The following is a 20451-nucleotide window of genomic DNA, read 5'->3' as shown; positions in this document are numbered from 1 at the left end:
AGGACGCTCGGCGCGGGCGGTCAGGCCGGCAGGCGGTCGGGGCGCTCCAGGATGGACAGCCGGACGGCGGCCATCACCATGGCGCGGTGGGGCAGACGCAACCGGCCCGGTTCGGGTTCGTTCGCCCAGTGCCAGCCGGAAGGCCGATCGTCGGCGGGCAACAGGATCCGGCTGCCGCGCTCGGGAACAGTCACCGCGTGGGACTGGAGGAAGAGTCGGAGTCGCTGGGGCACAGGGTGATTGGGGAGGGGCGGGGTCACCAGGAAGGTCCAGCGCCGATCGCGCGGGTCGGCGATGACGGGAGCCGACGGCAGCCAGTCCAGGCGCGGGAGCACCCGGCGGCCGAGGGGTTCGGGCACCGTCAGGGCCTCGACCGCCGCGCCCACGGTGATCAGCGGACGGTCGGCGTAGAGCTGCACCGGTAGGCCGTAGCGGGAGCGCAGCAGGTGCGCCGATTCGTGAGGGGAACAGCACGATTCGAACATCGGGACCTCCGGACGCGCGGTGGGGGCGCACCCGGCGCCGAGGTGTCCGCGGTCCGTGGCCGACGCGAAGGCATGAACGGAGGGTCGCGTCGAGAGCGGACACCGGGCGAAGTGGAGGCTCGACGACCGGCGCCGGGTGCGAAGAACAGTTTTCGCGCCGGTGGTGCCGGGGCGGTGTCGGGCCGATGGCATTCCGATGACCGGCTGTAAAGCTGTGTCCTCCGAGGGCGACCCGTTCGCCGTGAGGAAGCTCACGGTCGAAAGCCGCTGCCTCGGAGGACCTTTCAGAACCAACCGGAAGGAATGGGCTACTTCTGGATCAGCTTGTGCTTCAGCTGCTCGATGGTCTGGCCCTTCAGGCCCAGGCCGTCCTTCAGGTACTTGTCGACCGAGCCGTAGTCGGCCACGAGCTGGTCGACGCCGGCCTGCAGGAAGCTCGCCTCCACGCCCAGCAACGGCTGGTAGATAGCGGCCGCGGCGGCGCCCTTGGCGGCGGTGATCTGGGCGAGCGTGGCGGCGATGGACTTGGCCGAGTACTCGTTGGTGAGCAGGTAATCGTTCATGATGGTCTGCTGGTCGACGCCCGCGAGGCTGAGCAGCAGGTAGGACGTCCAGCCGGTGCGATCCTTGCCCGCGGTGCAATGGAATACCGCCGGGCCCTGCTGGTCGGCGAGCTGGGTCAGCAGCTCCGCGAAGCGAGCGCGTTCGAAGGCCCCGGTGACGAACTGGCGGTTGAGGGCGCGCATGGCTTCGCGGGCGGCCTCGGGGCTGGTGAGGTTCCCCATGCCGCCGGAGACGTCGCCGCTCAGGATGGAGATATTGGTGTAGGAGGCGCCGGCCGGAACGCGATCCGGCTTGGTGGCGATCTCGCCGCTGGTGCGCAGGTCGTACACGGCCGTCAGGTGCAGGCCGTTCAGGGTGGCGAGGTCGGCGTCGTTGGCGGCGAGCGCGTTCGAACGGTAGAAGACGCCCTTGTTGACGTGGTGGCTGCCCTGCGCGTCGTAGCCCGCGCCGGTTCCGGCGACATCGCGGAAATTGTCGACGCTGCCCAGGCGCGGCGCGTCGGCGACGGCGGTGCTGGGCTTGGCGGCGGCGACGGGCAGCGCCGACAGCTCACCGCCGGCGATGTTTCCGAGCAGCGGGCTCGCGAACAGCCCGGCGCTGAGCGCGACGACGACGGCGGTACGACGCCATGAAACTGACAACTGACTCACTCCTAATCGCGTGTTGATCGCCGACAGATCTACGCGGGGCGAATGAACCGGCGGGAACCGCACCGGAAACAGTCCAATGGGTCTCGTTCAGTGGGACAGGGACTGGACGAACATTCACAAGCCGATCAAGTGAATCGGCCGCGAACAGGTGTTTCCATGCCCGCCGCGGGAGCCGTTAGGTTTTCGGCATGTTGAATCGAGGTCGGATCCTGGCCGTCGCGACGGCGCTCGTGTGCACCGCTCTCGGGGCCCAGCCCGCGGCGGCCGAACCGGGCGGCTGGACCCTGCCCCAGCTCACCGTGTCGAACGGGACCATCACCGATGTCACCGGCCGCACGGTGCTGCTGCGCGGCGCGAATGTCAACCAGCTCAACGACTATGCGCAGAACGACCAGCCGCTGCCGACCGTCGCGCCGCTGGATCGCACCGACTTCGAGCAGATGGCGGCGCTCGGTTTCAATGTGGTCCGGCTGAACCTGGCCTGGTCCGCGCTCGAGCCCACGCCCGGCGCGTTCGACCAGGCCTACCTGGCCCGCATCCACACCGCCGTCGACGACGCCAAGGCCAACGGCATCTACACCGTGCTGGACATGCACCAGGACGCGTGGGGCAAGGCGGTGGGCTCACCTCAGGGGCAAGGGTGCCCGATCTTCATGAAGCCCGGCATCGGCTGGGACGGCGCGCCCGCCTGGGCGACCCTCACCGACGGCTGGACCACCTGCAATTTCGGCGGGGTCCGCGAGACCGCGCCCGCGGTGGCCCGCGCCTTCCAGAACTTCTACGACGACACCCAGGGCATCCAGGGACATCTGGTGAACACCTGGGCCAAGCTGGCCGCGGAGTTCAAGGACGAACCCGCCATCGCCGGGTACGACCTGCTGAACGAGCCCAATCCCGGTCTGCGCGACCCGTTCTCGGCCGCGGATCAGCTCGGCAAGTACTACCAGCGGGTCATCGCCGCCATCCGGCAGGCCGAGCGGGGCAGCGCGCCGCACCTGGCCATTTTCGAGCCCAGCGCGATCTGGTCGGCGCTCGGCATCGACGCCACGCCGCCCGCGCACTACATCACCGATCCGCTGGCGGTGTTCTCGCCGCACCTGTACAGCGAATCGATCAATGTCGTGAACGCCTTCCCGAGCATCGAGCTGGGCTTCACGATCGGGCTCGACGCCGCCGCCAAATACCGTGCGCCGCTGTGGACCGGCGAATGGGGCTGGTTCGGAGACCCGGGTTCCGATGCGCCCAAGGTGGATCGGTTCATCGATCAGCTCGACGCCAACCGGGTGGGCGGCACCTGGTGGTCGTGGAAGCAGGCGTGCGGGGATCCGCACGCGGTGCGCGACGGCAATACCGGCAAGCCGCAAGGCAATCTCAACCGGATCGCCTGCCCCTCGGGCGCGCCGCAGGGCCAGGCGGCCGGGTACGCCCGGCCGTTGTCGCGCGCGTACCCGCGCGCCGTGCCCGGCGCCCTGTCGAGCGTCACCGCCGCCGGTTTCAGTGGCACGGGAACCGGTCGTGTGGAAGCCTGGTACCCCGGTGCCGCGCGCCCGAACCTGCAGTCCGCCAATGTTTCCGACCTCACCCTCACCCAGGTGGCGGGTGGCTGGCAGCTGACCGGGACCGCGACCGGCTCGTACTCGATCAAACAGTCCTGACGGACCTGGATCCCCGTTCTCCCCGCACAGCAAGCAGGTCCCCCATGTCTTCTCCCACCCAGCCCCGTCTCGACGTCGCGGCGGTCGCGCTCGCCGGCCTGATCACCCTCGGCGCGACCCTGGGCGTGTCTCCCGCGACGGCGCAGCCCAGCGATATCGCCTCCGGATCCGGTTCCGGCTCGGGCGGTCTCGGCTCCTCGGGTTCGGCCGGGTCGGGCTCGGCCGCGGTCGACGACCCGGTCTCGGCCCTGCCCGCGCCCGCCTCCACCGCCATCCGGCTCGCGGGCGCGCGCAACTTCCGCGATATCGGCGGCTATCGCACCGCCGACGGGCACACGGTCCGCACGGGCGTGGCCTTCCGCTCCAACCGGCTGTCCGGGCTCACCGACGCCGACCTGGCCACGCTGGCCACCGCCGGGGTGACCCTGGATGTGGATCTGCGCAACGGTTCCGAGCGCGGCAGCGCGCCCGACCGGGTGCCGACGGGCGCGCAGTACAAGGTGGCCGACGTGGTCAGCTTCGACAGCGGCATCGCGTTCCACGAGTTCGCGCCGATCACCCTGACCCGCGCCGTGATCGACGGCCTGCTGCACGGCTCCTCCGATATGGGCCAATCGATCGGGTACCCGTTCATGGTCAACTTCCACGGCTCCGACGTCGCCTTCGCGACCCTGTTCCGGTCGATCGCCGCGAACACCGGTGGTGCGACGGTGTACCACTGCACCGCGGGCAAGGACCGCACCGGCTGGGCGACCGCGGTGCTGCTCACCCTTCTCGGCGTGCCCCGGGACGTGGTGAACGCCGACTATCTGGCCACCAACACGGTGACCGGCGATCCGACCGCGGTGGAACTATCGTGGCTGGAGGCGGCCTTCGCCGAGGTGGACCGTCTCTACGGCAGCGTCGACCGCTACGTCCGCGAGGGTCTGGGCCTCGATCAGGCCACGATCGACGCGCTGCGCGCCAGACTGCTGGCCTGACCGAGGGCGCCCGTCCCGCCGATTGACTTACCCGGCGATTCCAAATACCGTCAGTATTTGAGTTCTTCGGGTATCCAACAAGGAGGTTGGGGATGGGCGCGCCACGGCAGCCTCGGATCGTGATCATCGGCGCCGGCGTGTCCGGAATCGCCACCGCTATCACCCTGCAGCGCAAGGGTTTCCACGACTTCACGATCCTCGAGAAGGGATCCGACGTCGGCGGGGTGTGGCATTGGAACCGCTATCCGGGCCTGACCTGCGACGTGCCCTCGCAGCTGTACCAGTTCGGGTTCGCGCCGAAGCCGGACTGGTCGCACATCTTCGCGCCGGGCCCGGAGATCCAGGGGTACCTCGCCGACGTGGTGGAGCGGTACGGCCTGCGGCCGCACCTGCGGGTGAACGCGGAGGTGGTCGCCGCGACCTTCTCCGGCTCCGCGTGGCGGGTCGAGACGGCCGACGGCAGCAGCCACACCGCCGATTTCGTCATCGCCGCCACCGGCGTGCTGCATCATCCCGCCGTGCCCGACATCCCGGGTCTGTCCGAGTTCACCGGCCCGATCGTGCACACCGCACGGTGGGACGACACGGTAGAGACCGACGGCAAGCGGATCGCGGTGCTCGGCACGGGATCGACCGGCGTCCAGGTGGTTTCGGCGCTGCAGCCGAAGGCCGCGAGCATCACCCACTTCGTGCGCAGCCCGCAGTGGGTGATCTGGGCGCCCATGCAGATCCCGCAGCCCGCACTGGTCGGCGCGGCGCTCAAGCGGCTGCCACAGGTGAATCGCGCGCTCTACCAAGCGGGGATGACCGGCGCGCGGCTGTTCACCGACGTGGTCACCCGCCCGAGCTGGCGGCGGCGCGCGGTGCAGGAGTACGCCCGGCTGAGCCTGCGCACCCAGGTCCTGGAACCGGGTCTGCGCGAGCGGCTCACCCCCGATTACGAGCCGCTGTGCAAGCGCCAGGTGCTGTCGGGGACCTACTACCGGGCCCTGAGCGCCCGCAATGCCGAGCTGGTCACCACCGGCATCGACGCCGTGACCCCGACCGGCATCCGCACCGCCGACGGCCGCCACCACGATGTCGACGTGATCGTGCTGGCCACCGGCTTCCGCGCCCACGACTACATGCGGCCGATGAATCTGACCGGCCGCGACGGCGTCTCGATCGACGACGCCTGGGCAAAGGGACCGCGCGCCTACCGCATGACCGCGATCCCGGGCTTCCCCAACCTGTTCACCGTGCTGGGCCCGCACTCCCCCACCGGCTCGATCCCGCTGCACCACGCCGCCGAGGTGACCGCGCGCTACATCACCCGCTGGATCCAGCGGTGGAGCGCGGGCGAATTCGACACCGTCGAGGTCACCGCGGAGGCGACCGACCGCTTCGAGTCCGAGGTGGCCCAGGCCATGGGCCCGACGGTGTGGAACACCGGCTGCAACTCCTGGTACTTCACCGAGGGCGGCAGCATCGACCTGCTGCCGTTCGACCGCGCCACCATGGAGTCGATGCTGGCCGAACCGGATCCCTCGGACTTCACATTCCAATAATGAGCGAATCTTCAGTTACCATCGTCTGATTGTTGCCCGCGCGTTCGTCTACCAGGGCGGAGATACGCCATGATCGGACAGCACGAGTTTCGAAGACCCGCTCGCACCCTCGCTTTCGCACTAGGTTTCACGGCATTGACCTGCGCAATATCCGCCACCGCGGAGGCCCGGCCCCGGCACGACTGGGACGCCGTGGTCGAGTGCGAGGCGGGCGGGGACTGGACCGCCGACACCGGAAACGGGTACTACGGCGGCCTGCAATTCAGTCCCAGCACATGGCGGGCATACGGCGGCAGGGGGAATCCGGCCGATGCCACCCGGGAGGAACAGATCCGCGTCGCCGAACGCGTCCTCGCCCGGCAGGGTCCGGGCGCCTGGCCCACCTGCGGCACCTTCCTCTGAACCGCTACGGAGCGGTCTTGGTCCGGAAGACGATCCAGCGCATGGACGCGTACATGAACAACCCCTCGCCGAGACTGCCCACGACGCGGGCGATCCGGTAGTCGACGCCCAGCGCCGCGACGCCGCTCGTCACGCCGAGGATGAACGCGAGGTAGTTCACGACCACCACCGCCAGGTAGCGGGCCAGCTGGGGGCCGACCGCGGCATGCGATTCGAAGTTCAGGACCCGGTTCAGCAGGTAGCTCAATCCGAAAGCGGCGCAGTAGGCGACGGTCACCGCGACCGGTAGCGGCGCCACCGCGTGCAGCGCGGTGAGCAGCAGCAGGTCCACGCCGAAGGTGAAGGCGCTCACCAGGAGATAGCCGACGAAGGTGGGGGCCACGAAGCGGCGCGGCCGACCCGGCACCAGCGCGACCAACCCGTCGCACAGCGCGTGGAACCAGCGCACCACGCGCACCGGCCGCGGCTGTGTCTGCATACCCACCCGGCCACCCTGACACCCCCGCATGACCCGAAGATGATCAGCTGGCCAACTTCTGCGGGCCGATTCGCCATCGACAACCAGCACTTGTCAATCAGCCCGAAATCAGTGTTTCCGCGCGATCACGGCGGTGCCATAGCATCCTTCGGCGCGTCCCCGAGACCTCGACGGGACGTGAGTCGGAAGTGTTGACCGACATGCTGAATGGAGATTCCTGATGGGGCGTGGGTTCGGAACGGCGAATCGGCGGAAGGTGCTGGGCGGCATGCTCGCCGCCGGCGCGGCGGGCGCGGCGGGAGTGGCCGGGCTGCCGGAGGGCATGGCGGAGGCGCTGGCGGAACCGGGCCGCTCGGGCAGCCTCGATCAGGTGCAGCACGTGGTGATCCTGATGCAGGAGAACCGGTCCTTCGACCACTACTTCGGAACCATGAGCGGCGTCCGCGGTTTCGGTGACAAGCGCGCCGTGCGCCTACCGGCGGGCGGCTACAACCCCGTGCTGCAGGCCGCCATGGACGCGGTGCTGGCCGGCGGGCCCGGCACCGACCTGGGCAGTGGGTCGGCGGGCACCGGCAGCGCCAGCGGTTCGGCCAGCGGCAGCGGCAGCGGGTCCGGCACCGGAAGCAGCAGCGGGTCGGGCGGTGGCGGGGAACGGAACGCCTTCCAGCAGCCGGACGCGTTCAGCAGCACCGGATTCCTGCTGCCCTGGCATGTGGACACCACCCGCGTGGACGGCCAGGACATGGGCGATCTCGCGCACGACTGGAACACCACCCACGTGGCGTGGGCCGACGGCGCGTACCACTCGTGGATCGCGGCCAAGTCCAAGATGACGATGGGCTATTTCACCGAGGCCGACATCCCGTTCCATCGCGCGCTGGCGTCCGCGTTCACCATCTGCGACCACTACTTCTGCTCGATCCAGGGCCCGACCACCCCGAACCGGCTCTACCACTGGACCGGCACCATCGACCCGGGCGGGCGCGCGGGCGGACCCGCGGTGGCCAATCCGCCGGACTATCGGCCCGCCTTCCACTGGACCACCTACCCGGAACGCCTGCAGCAGGCCGGGATTTCGTGGCAGGTGTACGCCGACTCGCACAGCGGCGGCCCGTTCCTCGCGGACTACGGCGACAACCCGCTGTGGCTGTTCCAGAACTACCACAATGCCGCGAAATCCTCTGATCCCGCCGTCCGGCAGCTGGCCGACCGCGCCATGGTGACCGCGGGCGGCATGACGCCCCCGCCGGCCGGCGTCGACGGCAGCAATATCGATTACGTTCTGCAGCAGTTCATCTCGGACTGCGCCAGCGGAAACCTGCCCCAGGTGTCCTGGGTCGTCGCGCCCGCCGGCTACTCCGAGCACCCGGCCTACCGCCCGGCCGACGGCGCCGCCTACATCCAGCGCGTCCTGACAGCGTTGTGGGACAACCCGAAACTGTGGGAGTCCACCGTCCTGCTGGTCAACTACGACGAGAACGACGGCTTCTTCGACCACATGGTGCCCCCGACCGCGCCGCCCGGCACCCTCGACGAGATCCTGCCAGCGGCGGGCGATATCGGCGGCGACCTGAGCTCCGGCTCGGCGACGCTGGGGTCGAGCTCGGGGTCGGCGAGCATCGGCAACCTGATCACCAAGGCGGCCTCGGGGCTGAGCGGCAACGCGCCCATCGGCCTCGGCCCGCGCGTCCCCATGCTGGTCATCTCCCCGTGGAGCCGCGGCGGATACGTGAATTCCCAGGTGTTCGACCACACGTCGGTGCTGCGCTTCCTCGAAGCCTGGACCGGCGTCGCCGAACCCAATATCTCCGCCTGGCGGCGCGACGTCTGCGGTGACCTCACCAGCTGCTTCGATTTCAGCCGCCGCGATACCAGCATCCCGACGCTGCCCGACGCCAATGCCGAACGCGCCCGCGCCGCCGGGCAGAAGAACCTGCCCAAGCCGGTCCCGCCGTCGCCGGCGGGTCAGCAGATGCCCGCCCAGGAGCCCGGACGCGCCAAGGCCCGTCCACTCCCCTACCAGCCGCTGGCCTGGATCGAGGTCTCCGGCGCGAACGCGTCCATCCGCCTCGGCAATCAGGGCTCGGTCCCCATGCCATTCCAATCCTTTGCCTACCAGAGCAATTCGATCCGGCAGACGGTCGTCGCGCCCGGCGCGACCGCCGAGGAGCGCTTCCCGGTGAACGGCGCCTACGACTTCGCCGTCCACGCGCCCAACGGCTTCCTCGCCGAGGCCGCGGGCGACGGCGACGCCGGACTGACCGCCACGGCGGCCATCGGCGGCACCGCGTCCAGTCCGACTTTCGTTGTCACCGTGCGCAATTCCGGTTCCGCGGCGGCGACGATCGATGTCGGTGGCTCCCGCAGCACCGTCGACGCGGGAGCCACCCGCGACTTCACCGCCCCGCTCGACCAGGGCTGGTACGACCTGACCCTGACCGCGTCCGGAAACGGCAACTGGCGCAGGCACTTCGCGGGTCACCTGGAGAACGGCAGCGCCGGCGTCACCGCGTGACCGAGGGGGGCGGCTAGTTGCGCTCGAGCGCCGCTGCCGCCTCCTTCTGCAGGTCGGTGTAGGACTCCTTGCCCACGTCGATGGTGACGTTCCGGATGGTTCCCCCGGTGAAGGTGCCGGGGGTCCGATACTGGAGGGACACACTGTCCCCGCTGTCGTAACCCACACACAGTCCGTCACCGGCGAGAGTGAACTTGCCGGTCTGGGCACGCATCGGACCCTTGTTGACGGGCTGACCGTCGATGTAGAGCGTTGTGGCGCCGAGGGATTCGCCGTTCGGGCCGGCGCCCTCGCGGGCGAATTCCATGCCGAGGGTGTGTTTTCCCGGGGTCAGTGGCGACGCGGCGACGAAGTCCTGTTCGGGCGCGATGCCGAGGAAGTTGTAGACGTAATGCAGGGTGCCGTCCTTGATGAACAGGGCGTGCCCGCCGAAACGCGAACCGTGCGCGAAGATGACCCCTTGCGCGTCCGGTGCGAGGTCGACGCCGGCGAGGATCTTGTAGGACTTGCCGCGAATATTGACCGCGACACCCTCGGGAACCGGTGAGGTGCCGGGGTAGTAGACGTATCGGTCGCGCGGCGGTTCGGCCTGGGGACGTTCGACACCGAGTTGCTGGACGGCGGTGCGATCGTCGAGCGGCAGGACATAGTTGTCCTTCGCCTCCTCGTTCCACACGTTGATCAGCTCTTTCAGCTTGTCCGGGTGCTGGTCGGCCAGGTTCTTGGATTCGGAGCGGTCTTCGTCGACGTGGTAGAGCTCCCACGTGTCCTGATCGAAATGGCCCTTCCCGCTGATCGCGGCGTGCACCGCCGAGGCCTTCCAGCCGTGCTCCCAGATGCCGCGGGTGCCGAGCATCGCGTAGTACTGGCGCTGCTTCTTCGTCGCGGCGTCGGCGTCGTCGAAGGTGTATCGCATGGATACGCCGTTGATCGGGTACTGCTCGACGCCGCGGTACCGCTCGGGCATCGACACACCGGTGACGTCGAGGATGGTGGGCACGATGTCGACGCAGTGGTGGTACTGGTGGCGGATCTGCCCCTTGGCCTTGATTCCCTTGGGCCAGTGGATGATCAGCGGATCGCAGGTGCCGCCGGAGTACTGTGCGTAGCGTTTGAACATCTGGAACGGGGTGGAGAAGGCCACGGCCCAGCCGGTCGGATAGTGGTTGTAGGTGTCGGGGGTGCCGAGCCGGTCGATGTACCGCATGTTCTCGGCGAAGTCGTCGGGGTAGCCGTTGAAGAATTTGTTCTCGTTGACCGAGCCGTTCGGGGAGCCTTCCCCGGAGGCGCCGTTGTCGGCGCAGTAGAAGATGACGGTGTTGTCCATCTGGCCGGTCTGTTCGAGGTATTCGACGATCCTCCCGACCTGCGCGTCGGTGTACTCGGAGAACCCGGCGAACACCTCGGCCATGCGGGAGAACAGCCGCTTCTCGTCGGCATTGAGCGACTCCCACGGGCGCACCGCGTCCGCGTCCACCGCAACGTCTTTCGGCAGCGGATTGAGCGGGGTCAGCGCGGTGCCCGCGGGCATGATGCCCTTGTCGATCATGCGGGCGAGCACCCATTCGCGATAGGCCTCGTAGCCGTCGTCGAACGTGCCCCGGTACTTCTCGGCGTATTCGGTGGGGCTGTGGTGCGGCGCGTGATTGGCGCCCGGGCAGAACCACAGGTACCAGGGCTTGGACGGGTTGCTCGAGCGCTGGTCACGCAGCATCTTGATGGCGTTGTCGGCCAGATCCTTGGACAGGTGGTAGCCCTGCTCGGGGCCGTAGGGCTGTTCGATGAACCGGTTGTCCTCCACCAGGTCCGGATACCAGTTGTTGGTCTCGCCGCCGAGGAATCCGTAGAAGCGGTCGAAGCCCATCTGCGTCGGCCACTCGGACTTGTTGCCGCCCGGGGAGATGTCCTCCTCGGGCACGTTGTGGTCCTTGCCGACCCAGAAGGTGCTGTAGCCGTTGTCCTGCAGCACTTGACCGACCGTCGCGCACTGCGCGGGCAGACGACCCGCCGCGCCGGGGAATCCATTGGCGGCCTCGGTGATCGACGCGAAACGGTTCACGTGGTGATTGCGGCCGGTCAGCATGGTGGAGCGGGTGGGCGAGCACAGGGCGGTGGTGTGCCACTGGGTATAGGTGAGCCCGTTGTCGGCCAACTTCTGCAGGGTCGGCATATTGATGCGACCGCCGTAGGGCGACCACGAGGCCAGGCCGGTGTCGTCGTACAACACCACCAGCACATTGGGCGCGCCGTCGGGGGCCTTCCTCAGCTCGAACGGCTTCCAATCCGGCGTGGAATCACGGACGTCGAGTTCGATCTTGCCGTCGAACCCCTCGTTGATGCCGGTCCCGTAGCCGGGAGGGCTGTCACCGGAGGACTTGTCGCACCCGGCGAGGAACGGGACCGCGGCGGCGCCGACGCCCGCGGCCGCGAAGCCACCCAGGATCGAGCGCCTGGAGAGTTTGCCACGGGTGGGCTGGGGATCGTCGGACGGAGCCTGCTCGTTCTTCGACGGCGTCATATCAAGCACGCTAGGCAACTCTCCACAGTATTCGCTGAATAGTTGCCCCTGCGCCTCCACACGGTGGCCGAAGCGCAACAAACCGACCCCGTCGAAATCCGGTTGATCCGGGCCGCACCGCTGTGGCGTCATAAGACCGATGAAGCAGCAGCGCACGGGTACCGCCCGATCCGTCACCGACGGCCTCAAACTGCACCGGCATGTGGTGCGGTCGCCCGGTCGTACCCACACGGTGATCACATTGCGGCCCGGGACGCATGCGCGGTTCAGTACCAACCGGTTTCACGAGACCTGGCACGTGCTGTCGGACGATCACGGTTCGCGGCTGCTGGGCCGACTGCTGTGGGGGCTGTCGTATCAGGCTCGCCCGGGGACGGTCGTGCTCATCGATCGGGCCTTCCTCACCCCGAATCCCTTCGATGCCGAGCCGCCCGATCCGATCCTCCTGGTGCCGGGCTGGTGCACGCCGTTCGATGATCGGATCGCGGGACAACTGAAGCGGCGGTTGCCGTTGTCGAAACCGGAGGGCACCGTGCGATGGCAGACCTTCGGGCTGGACCGGACCTTGGAACCGGCTGCCCTGGAGGGCTGGTGGAGCCGGTACCACCACCGGCGGCATCGCGGCCGCGTCACCCGCGGTCAGGGGCTGGTCGCGCTCACCCCGTCGAGTCCCGACGAAGCCCGCGCCTGGGCGCTGAGCGCCATGAGTCTGGACGCGTCCGGACCGACTACACCTACCTCGGCCCGTACGACCGGGGCTACGACGGTGAGATCCAGATCTTCCGCCGCTTCCGGCCGATGGTGAGCGTGGCCGGTCGGGCTCGCGCGCACGTGCTTTCGCGGCAGGAACGCCCCGTCGACCCCGACCTGCTGCGCCCAGCCATCTGGCAGGAAGCCGAAACCGTCCGCGGCGAAACCCATCTGAGGATTCGCGTGTGGCGCGACCGCGGCTACGAGCTCGGGGCCGCGGCGGCCGCCATGCTGGCCCACGCGGACGTGACCACGCTCGACGACCTCGCCGCCATCGGTCCCGTCGAGGCCTACCGCCGGATGCGCGCGGCCGATGTGAAGGGGCTCGACCTGGAGATGCTCTGGGCGATGGAGGGCGCGCTCACCTATCGCGATCGCCGCGGCGTCGGCACGGACCGTCGCCGTGAACTGCGCGCCGAGCTGGGTGAGGAGCCCGTGGTCACAGCGGCGGCACGTACGAGCCGACCACGTCGCGGACCCACCAGGCCCGGGTTTCGAGCAGTTCCCGCGGTCCGGTGAAGCGGTACTCGTAGAGCAGCGCCCTGACGTGCCGGGGCGGGTCGTCCGGGAACGGGTTGCGGCGCACCAGGCGCAGGGTGTCGCGGTCGTTGCGCAGCAGGCGGCGCAGGAAGCTCTCGAACCACGGTCGCGCGTAAGCGGAGGAGTGAGCGGCGAACCACAGCAGCCAGTCCAGGCGCAGGTGGTACGGGGCGAACTGGCGCGGCATGCGGTGCGGATCGCCGGGCTGGCCCTTGAATTCGTATTCGCGCCACCGGGTATGGCGGGTGAGGACCGCCTCGTCGGTGCCCTCGATGACCACCTCGTAGCGGATGCGGTCGATGACACCGAAAGCGCCGAAGGTGTTGATCAGGTGGAATGGGTTGTAGGACTCGTTCATTCGCTGGCGATGCGACAGCATATTGCGGACCGGCAGGTAGCTGAGCGTCAGCGTGACAGCGGTGAACGCGAACACCAGCACCGTGAACCAGAGCGGAGACTCCGCGAGATCGGCCGGCGTCGACACCGGGAACACCAGCGCCGCTGCGGAATTCGAGATCGCCGACCACGCCAGGACGATGGTCAGCCAGTTGAGCCACGCGAAGTTCCCGGACAGCACCAGCCAGGTCTGGGTGACGATGATGATCGTCGCCGCGATGCTCGCCACCGGCTGCGGCGCGAAAAGCCCGAACGGCACCACCAATTGGGCCACGTGATTGGCCGCCACCTCGACCCGATGCAGCGGCCGGGGCAGATTGTGGAAGAACCAGCTCAGCGGACCGGGCATCGGCTGGGTCTCGTGGTGGTAGTACAGGCAGGTCAGATCCCGCCAGCACCGATCGCCGCGCATCTTGATCAACCCGGCCCCGAATTCCACCCGGAACACCAGCCAGCGCGCCAGCCACAGCACCAGCACCGGCGGCGCGACCCGGTCGTTGCCGAGGAACACGGCCAGGAACCCGGCCTCCAGCAGCAGCGACTCCCAGCCGAACGAGTACCAGACCTGCCCCACGTTCACGATCGACAGGTAGAGGACCCACAGCAGCAGCCACACCACCATGGCCGCCCACAGCGGCAGCAGATCCGCGGCCCCGCACACCAGCGCCGCCGCGACCGCCGCGCCGCCCCAGGCCACGGCCGCGAAGAACCGGTCGGAGTAATAGAGGTGGAAGATGCTCGGCGTCGCCCGGAACGACCGCCGCGCGACCCAGCGCGGTATGGGCAGCATGCCGTGTTCGCCGAGCAGCGCCCGGAACTGCCGAGCGGCCGACACGAAGGCGATCACATAGACGAAGGCCACCCCGCGCGTCAGCACCTGTCGCGCGAGCCAGTATTCCGGTGCGCTGAACCACTCCATCCCGCGCCTCCTGCGCCGGTGTGTCGCCTCAGCTCGGCTACTCCGCTCCTACTGAGAAGCGTAGTCATCCCGCGCGCGCTCCGGCCCGGGTGACCCGGCGGCCGTTGACTCCCCGCCCGTCAACGGCCGCGGCCGCGGCAGCGGTACGGACCCTCGCACCCCTTGCCGCGCCCTCCACGATTCCGTAGTCGGACGGGTCTGTCTGTCGGGTGTTCGACGGACACCCGTGCCCCCGGAAGGGATGGGATGCTGGGCCGAATCCGGTTCGGTACCGTGACCGGGTGCTGCGCGAAGCCGACCCGACCCACGCCGCGGTCGCGCAGGAGGCGACGTGGCTGGCCATCCGGTTCCGGCACGCCGCCTGCCTGCTGCTGACGGTGGTTCACCTGGCGAGTGGGACGGTCGAGCCGGGGCTGGGGCAGGCGGTCACGCTGGGGCTGGCGGTGTGGTCCGCGAGCCGGCTGTGGGGGCGCCGGCTCGGGCCCGGGTGGACCGTGGCCGATATCGCGGTGGTGGCCATCTACCTTCTGGGGACGACCAGTGTGGCCGCGTCCGGGATCGGGACCGGAGACCTCATCGACGTGAAGGTCGTGGCGGCAACGGTGATCTCGGTCGGAATCGCGGAGCGGGTGCGGGTGTCGGCGGCGGTGACCGGTCTCGTACTGCTGCTGCTCTACTACGCCAATCGCGCCACGCCGGGCCTCACCCCCTGGAACTTCCTGTCCGATCTGACCGTCGCCTACCTGCTGGTGGAGTGGCTGCTGGCGGTGGGCGTGCGCCGGGTGGTGCTGGGCGCGGCCACCGTGCACGACCAGACCGTGACCGCCGCCGCCGACGCCCGGATCGCGAGTGAGGTGGCGGCCGCGCGCCGCCGCTACGAACACGAGCAGTGGGCCGTCATGCACGACACCGCCGCGGCCACGCTGCTGATGGTCGGGCAGGGCGCGGCCGGGGATCGGGACCGCGTCGCCCGGCAGGCCGCCCGCGATCTGGCCGTGCTGGACTCGGGGATTCCGTTGCCCGGCGACGACACCCGGGCCGACCTGTCGGTCCTGCTGCGGGAGGTGAGCAACGGCTGTTCGACGCCCCTCACCCTGCGCACCCCGGGCCCGCTGCCTGTGCGCGGCACCCTCGCGTGGACGGTGACGGCCGCAGTCCGGGAGGCGCTCACCAATGTCGATCGCCACGCCCGCGCCTCGACCGTCGACATCAGCGCCGGGCCGGGCGCGCTGGTGATCACCGATGACGGCGCCGGCTTCGACGGTCTGCCCGGCGAGGACCGATACGGCATCCGCCATTCGATCCTCGAGCGCATGCGGGCCGTCGGCGGCGACGCCGAGGTCACCAGCCGCCCCGGCCACGGGACGCGGGTGCGGCTGCACTGGCCGACCACCGAACCCGGTGCCGCCGAGGAGCACTCGTTCGACGCCCCGGCCGCGGGCATCGATCGGCTGGGCCGCAGTTTCGGGTACGGCATCGTCGGCATCGCGGTCGCCGACACCCTGTTGCAGTCCACCCTCACCGAGGCGGCGGCGACGCCCCCGGCGGCGGTCGATGCGGCGCTGGTGGCGGTGAATGTGGGATGCGCGCTGGCCGCGCTGATCCCACGTCGCCGGGAATCGGCGACGCTCGCGCTCATGGCCCTCGCGATCGCGGCCTCGCTGACCCTGATCGCCCTGCTGCCCGCGGATGCCGTCCTGGCGGGCGCGAACTGGTCGATCGGCGCGTCCGGCTGGGCCGTGGTGGCGCTCGGCTTCCGGCTGTCGCCGCGACTGTCACCGACCGCGCTGACCGTCTGGTGGGTGCTGGTGTGCGCGCTGGTCCTGGTCCGGGCGCCGGGCCTGGACAGCCTGCGGGTGCTGGGCTATCACACCGCGGCCATCTTCTTCCTCCAGTTCCTCACCGCCCGCTTCGCCGCGACCCTCGACCGCGTGGCCCGCGACGCCGCCGCCCTGCACCGGGAACGCCTGCGGCACCGCACCGCCGACGCGGTCGGCCACATGACCGAACAGGAATGCCTGCGCCGCTACCGTGAACTGCTGAGCGAATTCACGCCGCTGCTGCGGGGTTTGGCCGACGGCACCCTCGACCCCGCCGAGCCCGCGGTGCGGGCGGCCGCGCGCACCGAGTACGCGCGCCTGCGCCGCCTGTTCACCCAGCAGGACGGCCTGGGCCATCCGCTGCTGGCCGACCTGCGCGGCGGCATCGACGCGGCGGAGCGGCGCGGGGTCGCGGTCACCGTCGAAGCCGAAGCCCGTCCCGAACCGGGCCGCGAGCTGCCGGACCCGGTGCGCGGGCACCTGGTGGCCGCGGCCCGGATCATGCTGGACGCCAGTCGTTCCCGGGCTCGCGTGGTGGTGACCACCGACGCGACCGGCTGCACGGTCAGCGCGCTCGGCGACTGCCCGGCCGATACCGTCGACCGCCTGTCCGCTCTGTCCACCGCGGCCGCCGATCCCACCGGCGCCGTGCACACCGAGGTCGTCGCCGCGGGCGAATTGCTGTGGGCGCGACTGCATCACCGCTTCGAGCTGGAGACCGCCCGATGATCCGCATCGCCATCGTCGACGACCACCCGCTGATCCGCGACGGCGTGCGCGGCTGGTGCGCCGCCGCCGAACCACGCCTCGAGGTGACCGCGGACCACGCCGACCCGGCGGCCTTCCTGGCCGCCACCGGCCCCGATCGCGGCGACCTGGACGCCATCGTCCTGGATCTCCAATTCGACCAGCGCGCACCGGATCTGAACGCGCTGGCCACCATCTGCGCGCGCGGCCACCGCGTGGTCGTCTACTCGCAGCACACCGAACCCCACCTGGTCCGCGACTGCCTGGATCTGGGCGCGGTCACCTACCTGTCGAAAACCGAAGGCCGCGAACACCTGATCGCCGCCCTGCACGCCGCCGCCGAGGTGCGCCCCTACCTCAGCCCGACCATGGCCCGGGCCATGAGCACCGACGGCGACGACCGCCCGAAACTGTCCCAGCGCGAACGCGAGGTCCTGCTCGCCTGGTTCCAGACCGAATCCAAAGCCCTGGTGGCCCACCAGCTCTACATCACGCCGGGCACGGTCAACACCCACCTGGAACGCATCCGCGCCAAGTACGCCGCGGTGGGCCGCTCCGCCCCGACCAAGGCCGCGCTGGTCGCCCGCGCCATCCGCGACGGGCTGATCAGCACCGACGAGCTCTAGTCGCCGGCGTCCTCGTCGAGGTCGACGTCGATCTTGTCGCGGTCGGCCCACTCCAGCAGCGGCGCGAGGTCGAAGACCGCCTCGTCGATGCCGGCGTGCAGATCGCCGAGATCGGCGTAACGGGCGGGAACGGTCTTCATGGTGAAGTCGCCGGGGTGGATGTCGGGAATCTCGTTCCAGCGCACCGGGGTCGAGACCGTCGCCTCGGGGACGCCGCGCACCGAGTAGGCGGCGGCGATGGTGTGGTCGCGCGCGTTCTGGTTGTAGTCGACGAACAGGTGTGCCGGATCGCGGTCCTTGCGCCACCACGCCGTGGTGACGTCGGCGGGCGCGCGGCGCTCCACCTCGCGGGCGAAGGCCAGCGCGGCGCGGCGCACGTCCTGGAAGCCGTACTCGGGCGCGATCCGGACGTAGACGTGTAATCCCTTGCCGCCGGAGGTCTTCGGCCAGCCGACCGCGCCGAGCTCGTCGAGCGCCTCGTGCACCACCCCGGCCACCCGCCGCACGCGCGACCACGGGCAGTCGGGCATGGGGTCCAGGTCGATGCGCCATTCGTCGGGGAGTTCGGTGTCGAAGCGCCGGGAGTTCCAGGGGTGGAACTCGACGGTCGACATCTGCACCGCCCAGATCACGTCGGCGAGTTTCTCCACGCAGAGTTCGTCGGCCGTGCGTCCGTAGCGGGGGAAATAGAGCTGAACGGTGGGGATCCAGTCGGGCGCGCCGCCGGGCAGCCGCTTCTGGTGGACCTTGCCGCCGGGCAGGCCCTTGGGGAAGCGGTGCAGCATGCAGGGCCGGTCGCGCAGCGCGTTGACGATGCCGTCGCCGACGCTGAGGTAGTACCGGACCAGATCCAGTTTGGTGGCTCCGGTCTCGGGGAAGTAGACCCGATCCGGATTGGACACGCGCACCGTGTGTTCGCCGACCGGCAGCTCGATCGCCGGGGCGGCTGACTTGCTGGCCACCCGTCCGACGGTAACCGGCATTCCGGTCAGCCGCGACCGGCTCGCCGCGAACCACCCACCGAACTAGAACAAGTTATAGTTCTCGGCGCTGGGTATTTCCTCACTCGAGAAGGTGGTCGCAACGATGCGGACCTGGGACTCTTCGGCCGATGTGGTGGTCGTCGGATACGGCGGCGCGGGTGTCGCGGCGGCACTGGCCGCGCGGGAGTCCGGGGCGGACGTCCTCGCGCTGGACCGCTACCTGGGCGGCGGGGCGACCGCGTTGTCGGGCGGCATCGTGTACGCGGGCGGCGGAACTTGGGTACAGAAGGCCGCCGGAGTCGAGGACGACGTCGAGAACATGCTCTCCTATCTGCGGGCCGAGGTCGGCGACACGGTGAGCGAGCAGACGCTGCGCCGCTTCTGCGAGGAATCGCCCGCGCTCATCGATTGGCTGACCGGACACGGGGTTCCGTTCGAGGCGTCGCTGTGCCCGTTCAAGACCTCCTACCCCACCGACGACTACTACCTGTACTACTCGGGCAGCGAGAACTCCGGCGGCTTCCGGGATTTGGCGAAGCCGCGGCAGCGCGGGCATCGCGCGCATGGACGCGGGGTGTCGGGCAAGAAGCTGTTCGGGCCGCTGGCCGAGTCGGCCGCGAAGCACGGCGTACGGGTCCAGACCGGTACCAGGGCAACAAGTCTCGTGATCGAGGACGGCCGGGTGGTCGGTATCGAGGCCACCACGATCGCCGGGGCTCCCGAAGCCGTGCGACGGCGGTTCGCGGCGCTGGCCAAGATCTCCGCGAAACCCGGTGTCTACCACCAGGGTCTGCGCAAGGCCGTGCAAGCGCTGCTGGCCCGGATCGAGCGCCGCTACGGTGCGCCCGTGCGCATTCAGGCGCGCTCGGGCGTCATTCTGACCACCGGCGGCTTCATCGCCAATGGAGACATGGTCAAGCGGCACGCCCCCGACTACCCCTGGGCCGAGGGCCTGCCGCTGGGCACCGCCGGTGACGACGGCAGCGGCATCGCCATGGCCCAGGCCGCGGGCGCGGCCACCGATCGCATGAACGTGCTGTCGACCTGGCGGTTCATCGCCCCGCCGAGCGCCTTCTTCGGTGCGATCGCCGTGGATGCCAACGGGCAGCGCATGATCGACGAATCCCGTTACGGCGCGGCATTGGGCGCGGCCATCGCGACCAGTCCCGGGAACAGGGCCTGGCTGCTGGCCGATGCCCGGCTGCTCACCGAGGCACGCCGTCAGCTGCCCGAGCAGTCGGTGTGGTTCCAGCGCATGCAGGCCGAGCGGCTGCTGCGGGTCGGCAGCGTGAACGGCCGGACCGTGGAGGAGGTCGCCGCCCGCGCCGGGATCGAACCGGCGGCGCTGCGCCAGACCGTGGACGCGCACAATCGCGCCATCGAGCAGTCGCTGCCCGATCCGATGGGCAAGCCCGACGATCTGCGCCGCCCGCTGCACTCGGGACCCTTCACGCTGCTGGACATCTCGTTCACAGCGCGGCTCACCTATCCGATGCCGATGCTGACCCTCGGCGGCCTGGTGGTGGACGAGGAGACCGGTGCGGTCCGCACCGAATCCGGCGCGGCGATCCCGGGTCTGTTCGCGGCGGGCCGGGCGGCGGTGGGCGTGTGCTCGAACTCGTACGTGAGCGGTCTGTCGCTGGCCGACTGTGTCTTCTCCGGCCGTCGCGCGGGCACCCACAGCGTGGAGCTCGCCGCCACCCACTGACGGGCACGGGCGGGTCCCGGATATCCCGGGAAACCGCTTACGCTGCGAGAACGCCCGATGACGACACCACCGCCCTGGGCCCCTCACCCTGGGGATCGCGCTTGCTGGGTTCGGCCGCACGCTGCTGGTCGATGGACCCCGGCCGGGGAGATCCGCGCGCCCGCCGGC

The 20451-nt window shown here is 69.7% G+C and carries 16 protein-coding genes; 10 read left to right on the top strand and 6 right to left on the bottom strand.

The window, feature by feature from the left end; genetic code table 11:
• Positions 1–20: 20 nt before the first annotated feature.
• Together ACFRAQ_RS17725 and ACFRAQ_RS17720 are read right to left on the bottom strand one after the other, a co-directional pair.
• Positions 21–485 (bottom strand): hypothetical protein, encoded by a 465-nt coding sequence (locus ACFRAQ_RS17725; RefSeq protein WP_379100727.1) that lies wholly within the window; start codon positions 483–485, stop codon positions 21–23.
• A gap of 308 nt (positions 486–793) precedes the next feature.
• The gene (locus ACFRAQ_RS17720) at positions 794–1699 is read right to left on the bottom strand and encodes a tyrosine-protein phosphatase (RefSeq protein WP_379100724.1); all 906 of its coding nucleotides are present in this window, start codon (positions 1697–1699) and stop codon (positions 794–796) included.
• Positions 1700–1887: 188 nt separating this feature from the next.
• Here ACFRAQ_RS17720 and ACFRAQ_RS17715 point away from each other — a divergent pair, with 188 nt between their 5' ends.
• The 4 genes from ACFRAQ_RS17715 (at position 1888) to ACFRAQ_RS17700 (ending at position 6283) form a co-directional block, all read left to right on the top strand.
• A complete protein-coding gene (locus ACFRAQ_RS17715; RefSeq protein WP_379100722.1) occupies positions 1888–3354 on the top strand; it encodes a glycoside hydrolase family 5 protein in 1467 nt (488 codons plus the stop codon).
• A gap of 44 nt (positions 3355–3398) precedes the next feature.
• Positions 3399–4334 carry a tyrosine-protein phosphatase gene (locus tag ACFRAQ_RS17710; protein WP_379100719.1) on the top strand — a complete coding sequence of 312 codons (936 nt, stop codon included), beginning with the start codon at positions 3399–3401 and terminating at the stop codon, positions 4332–4334.
• A gap of 92 nt (positions 4335–4426) precedes the next feature.
• Positions 4427–5881 (top strand): flavin-containing monooxygenase, encoded by a 1455-nt coding sequence (locus ACFRAQ_RS17705; RefSeq protein ID WP_379100717.1) that lies wholly within the window; start codon positions 4427–4429, stop codon positions 5879–5881.
• A gap of 69 nt (positions 5882–5950) precedes the next feature.
• A complete protein-coding gene (locus ACFRAQ_RS17700; RefSeq protein ID WP_379100714.1) occupies positions 5951–6283 on the top strand; it encodes a transglycosylase family protein in 333 nt (110 codons plus the stop codon).
• A 4-nt stretch (positions 6284–6287) separates the two neighbouring features.
• On the opposite strand, the gene ACFRAQ_RS17695 is transcribed toward ACFRAQ_RS17700, so the two are convergent.
• Positions 6288–6761 (bottom strand): GtrA family protein, encoded by a 474-nt coding sequence (locus tag ACFRAQ_RS17695; RefSeq protein ID WP_379102136.1) that lies wholly within the window; start codon positions 6759–6761, stop codon positions 6288–6290.
• A gap of 322 nt (positions 6762–7083) precedes the next feature.
• Between ACFRAQ_RS17695 and ACFRAQ_RS17690 the strand changes: the two genes are divergently transcribed.
• Positions 7084–9276 (top strand): phosphocholine-specific phospholipase C, encoded by a 2193-nt coding sequence (locus ACFRAQ_RS17690; RefSeq protein WP_379102134.1) that lies wholly within the window; start codon positions 7084–7086, stop codon positions 9274–9276.
• 13 nt (positions 9277–9289) lie between these two features.
• Here ACFRAQ_RS17690 and ACFRAQ_RS17685 read toward each other — a convergent pair whose 3' ends face one another.
• Positions 9290–11794 (bottom strand): sulfatase-like hydrolase/transferase, encoded by a 2505-nt coding sequence (locus tag ACFRAQ_RS17685; protein WP_379100711.1) that lies wholly within the window; start codon positions 11792–11794, stop codon positions 9290–9292.
• A 139-nt stretch (positions 11795–11933) separates the two neighbouring features.
• Between ACFRAQ_RS17685 and ACFRAQ_RS17680 the strand changes: the two genes are divergently transcribed.
• Entirely contained in the window at positions 11934–12599 is a 666-nt protein-coding gene (locus ACFRAQ_RS17680) for a hypothetical protein (RefSeq protein WP_379100708.1), read from the top strand.
• A gap of 2 nt (positions 12600–12601) precedes the next feature.
• Entirely contained in the window at positions 12602–13063 is a 462-nt protein-coding gene (locus ACFRAQ_RS17675) for a TfoX/Sxy family DNA transformation protein (protein WP_379100705.1), read from the top strand.
• Here ACFRAQ_RS17675 and ACFRAQ_RS17670 read toward each other — a convergent pair.
• Entirely contained in the window at positions 12984–14399 is a 1416-nt protein-coding gene (locus ACFRAQ_RS17670; RefSeq protein WP_379100702.1) for a lipase maturation factor family protein, read from the bottom strand. The genes ACFRAQ_RS17675 and ACFRAQ_RS17670 overlap by 80 nt on opposite strands.
• Before the next feature lie 281 nt (positions 14400–14680).
• Here ACFRAQ_RS17670 and ACFRAQ_RS17665 point away from each other — a divergent pair, with 281 nt between their 5' ends.
• The gene (locus ACFRAQ_RS17665; RefSeq protein ID WP_379100700.1) at positions 14681–16948 is read left to right on the top strand and encodes a sensor histidine kinase; all 2268 of its coding nucleotides are present in this window, start codon (positions 14681–14683) and stop codon (positions 16946–16948) included.
• Positions 16945–17592 carry a response regulator gene (locus ACFRAQ_RS17660; RefSeq protein WP_379100697.1) on the top strand — a complete coding sequence of 216 codons (648 nt, stop codon included), beginning with the start codon at positions 16945–16947 and terminating at the stop codon, positions 17590–17592. The genes ACFRAQ_RS17665 and ACFRAQ_RS17660 overlap by 4 nt, the downstream gene beginning before the upstream one ends.
• Here ACFRAQ_RS17660 and ligD read toward each other — a convergent pair.
• Entirely contained in the window at positions 17589–18554 is a 966-nt protein-coding gene (gene ligD / locus ACFRAQ_RS17655; RefSeq protein WP_379100694.1) for a non-homologous end-joining DNA ligase, read from the bottom strand. The two genes, ACFRAQ_RS17660 and ligD, sit on opposite strands and share 4 nt — an antisense overlap.
• Before the next feature lie 124 nt (positions 18555–18678).
• Between ligD and ACFRAQ_RS17650 the strand changes: the two genes are divergently transcribed.
• The gene (locus tag ACFRAQ_RS17650) at positions 18679–20283 is read left to right on the top strand and encodes an FAD-binding protein (protein ID WP_379100691.1); all 1605 of its coding nucleotides are present in this window, start codon (positions 18679–18681) and stop codon (positions 20281–20283) included.
• Positions 20284–20451 lie beyond the last annotated feature (168 nt).

The organism is Nocardia sp. NPDC056611, assembly GCF_042792755.1.
Taxonomy (GTDB): Bacteria; Actinomycetota; Actinomycetes; order Mycobacteriales; family Mycobacteriaceae; genus Nocardia.
Note: the sequence above shows the minus strand (reverse complement) of the source record. Positions and strands in the feature narration are given on the sequence as shown.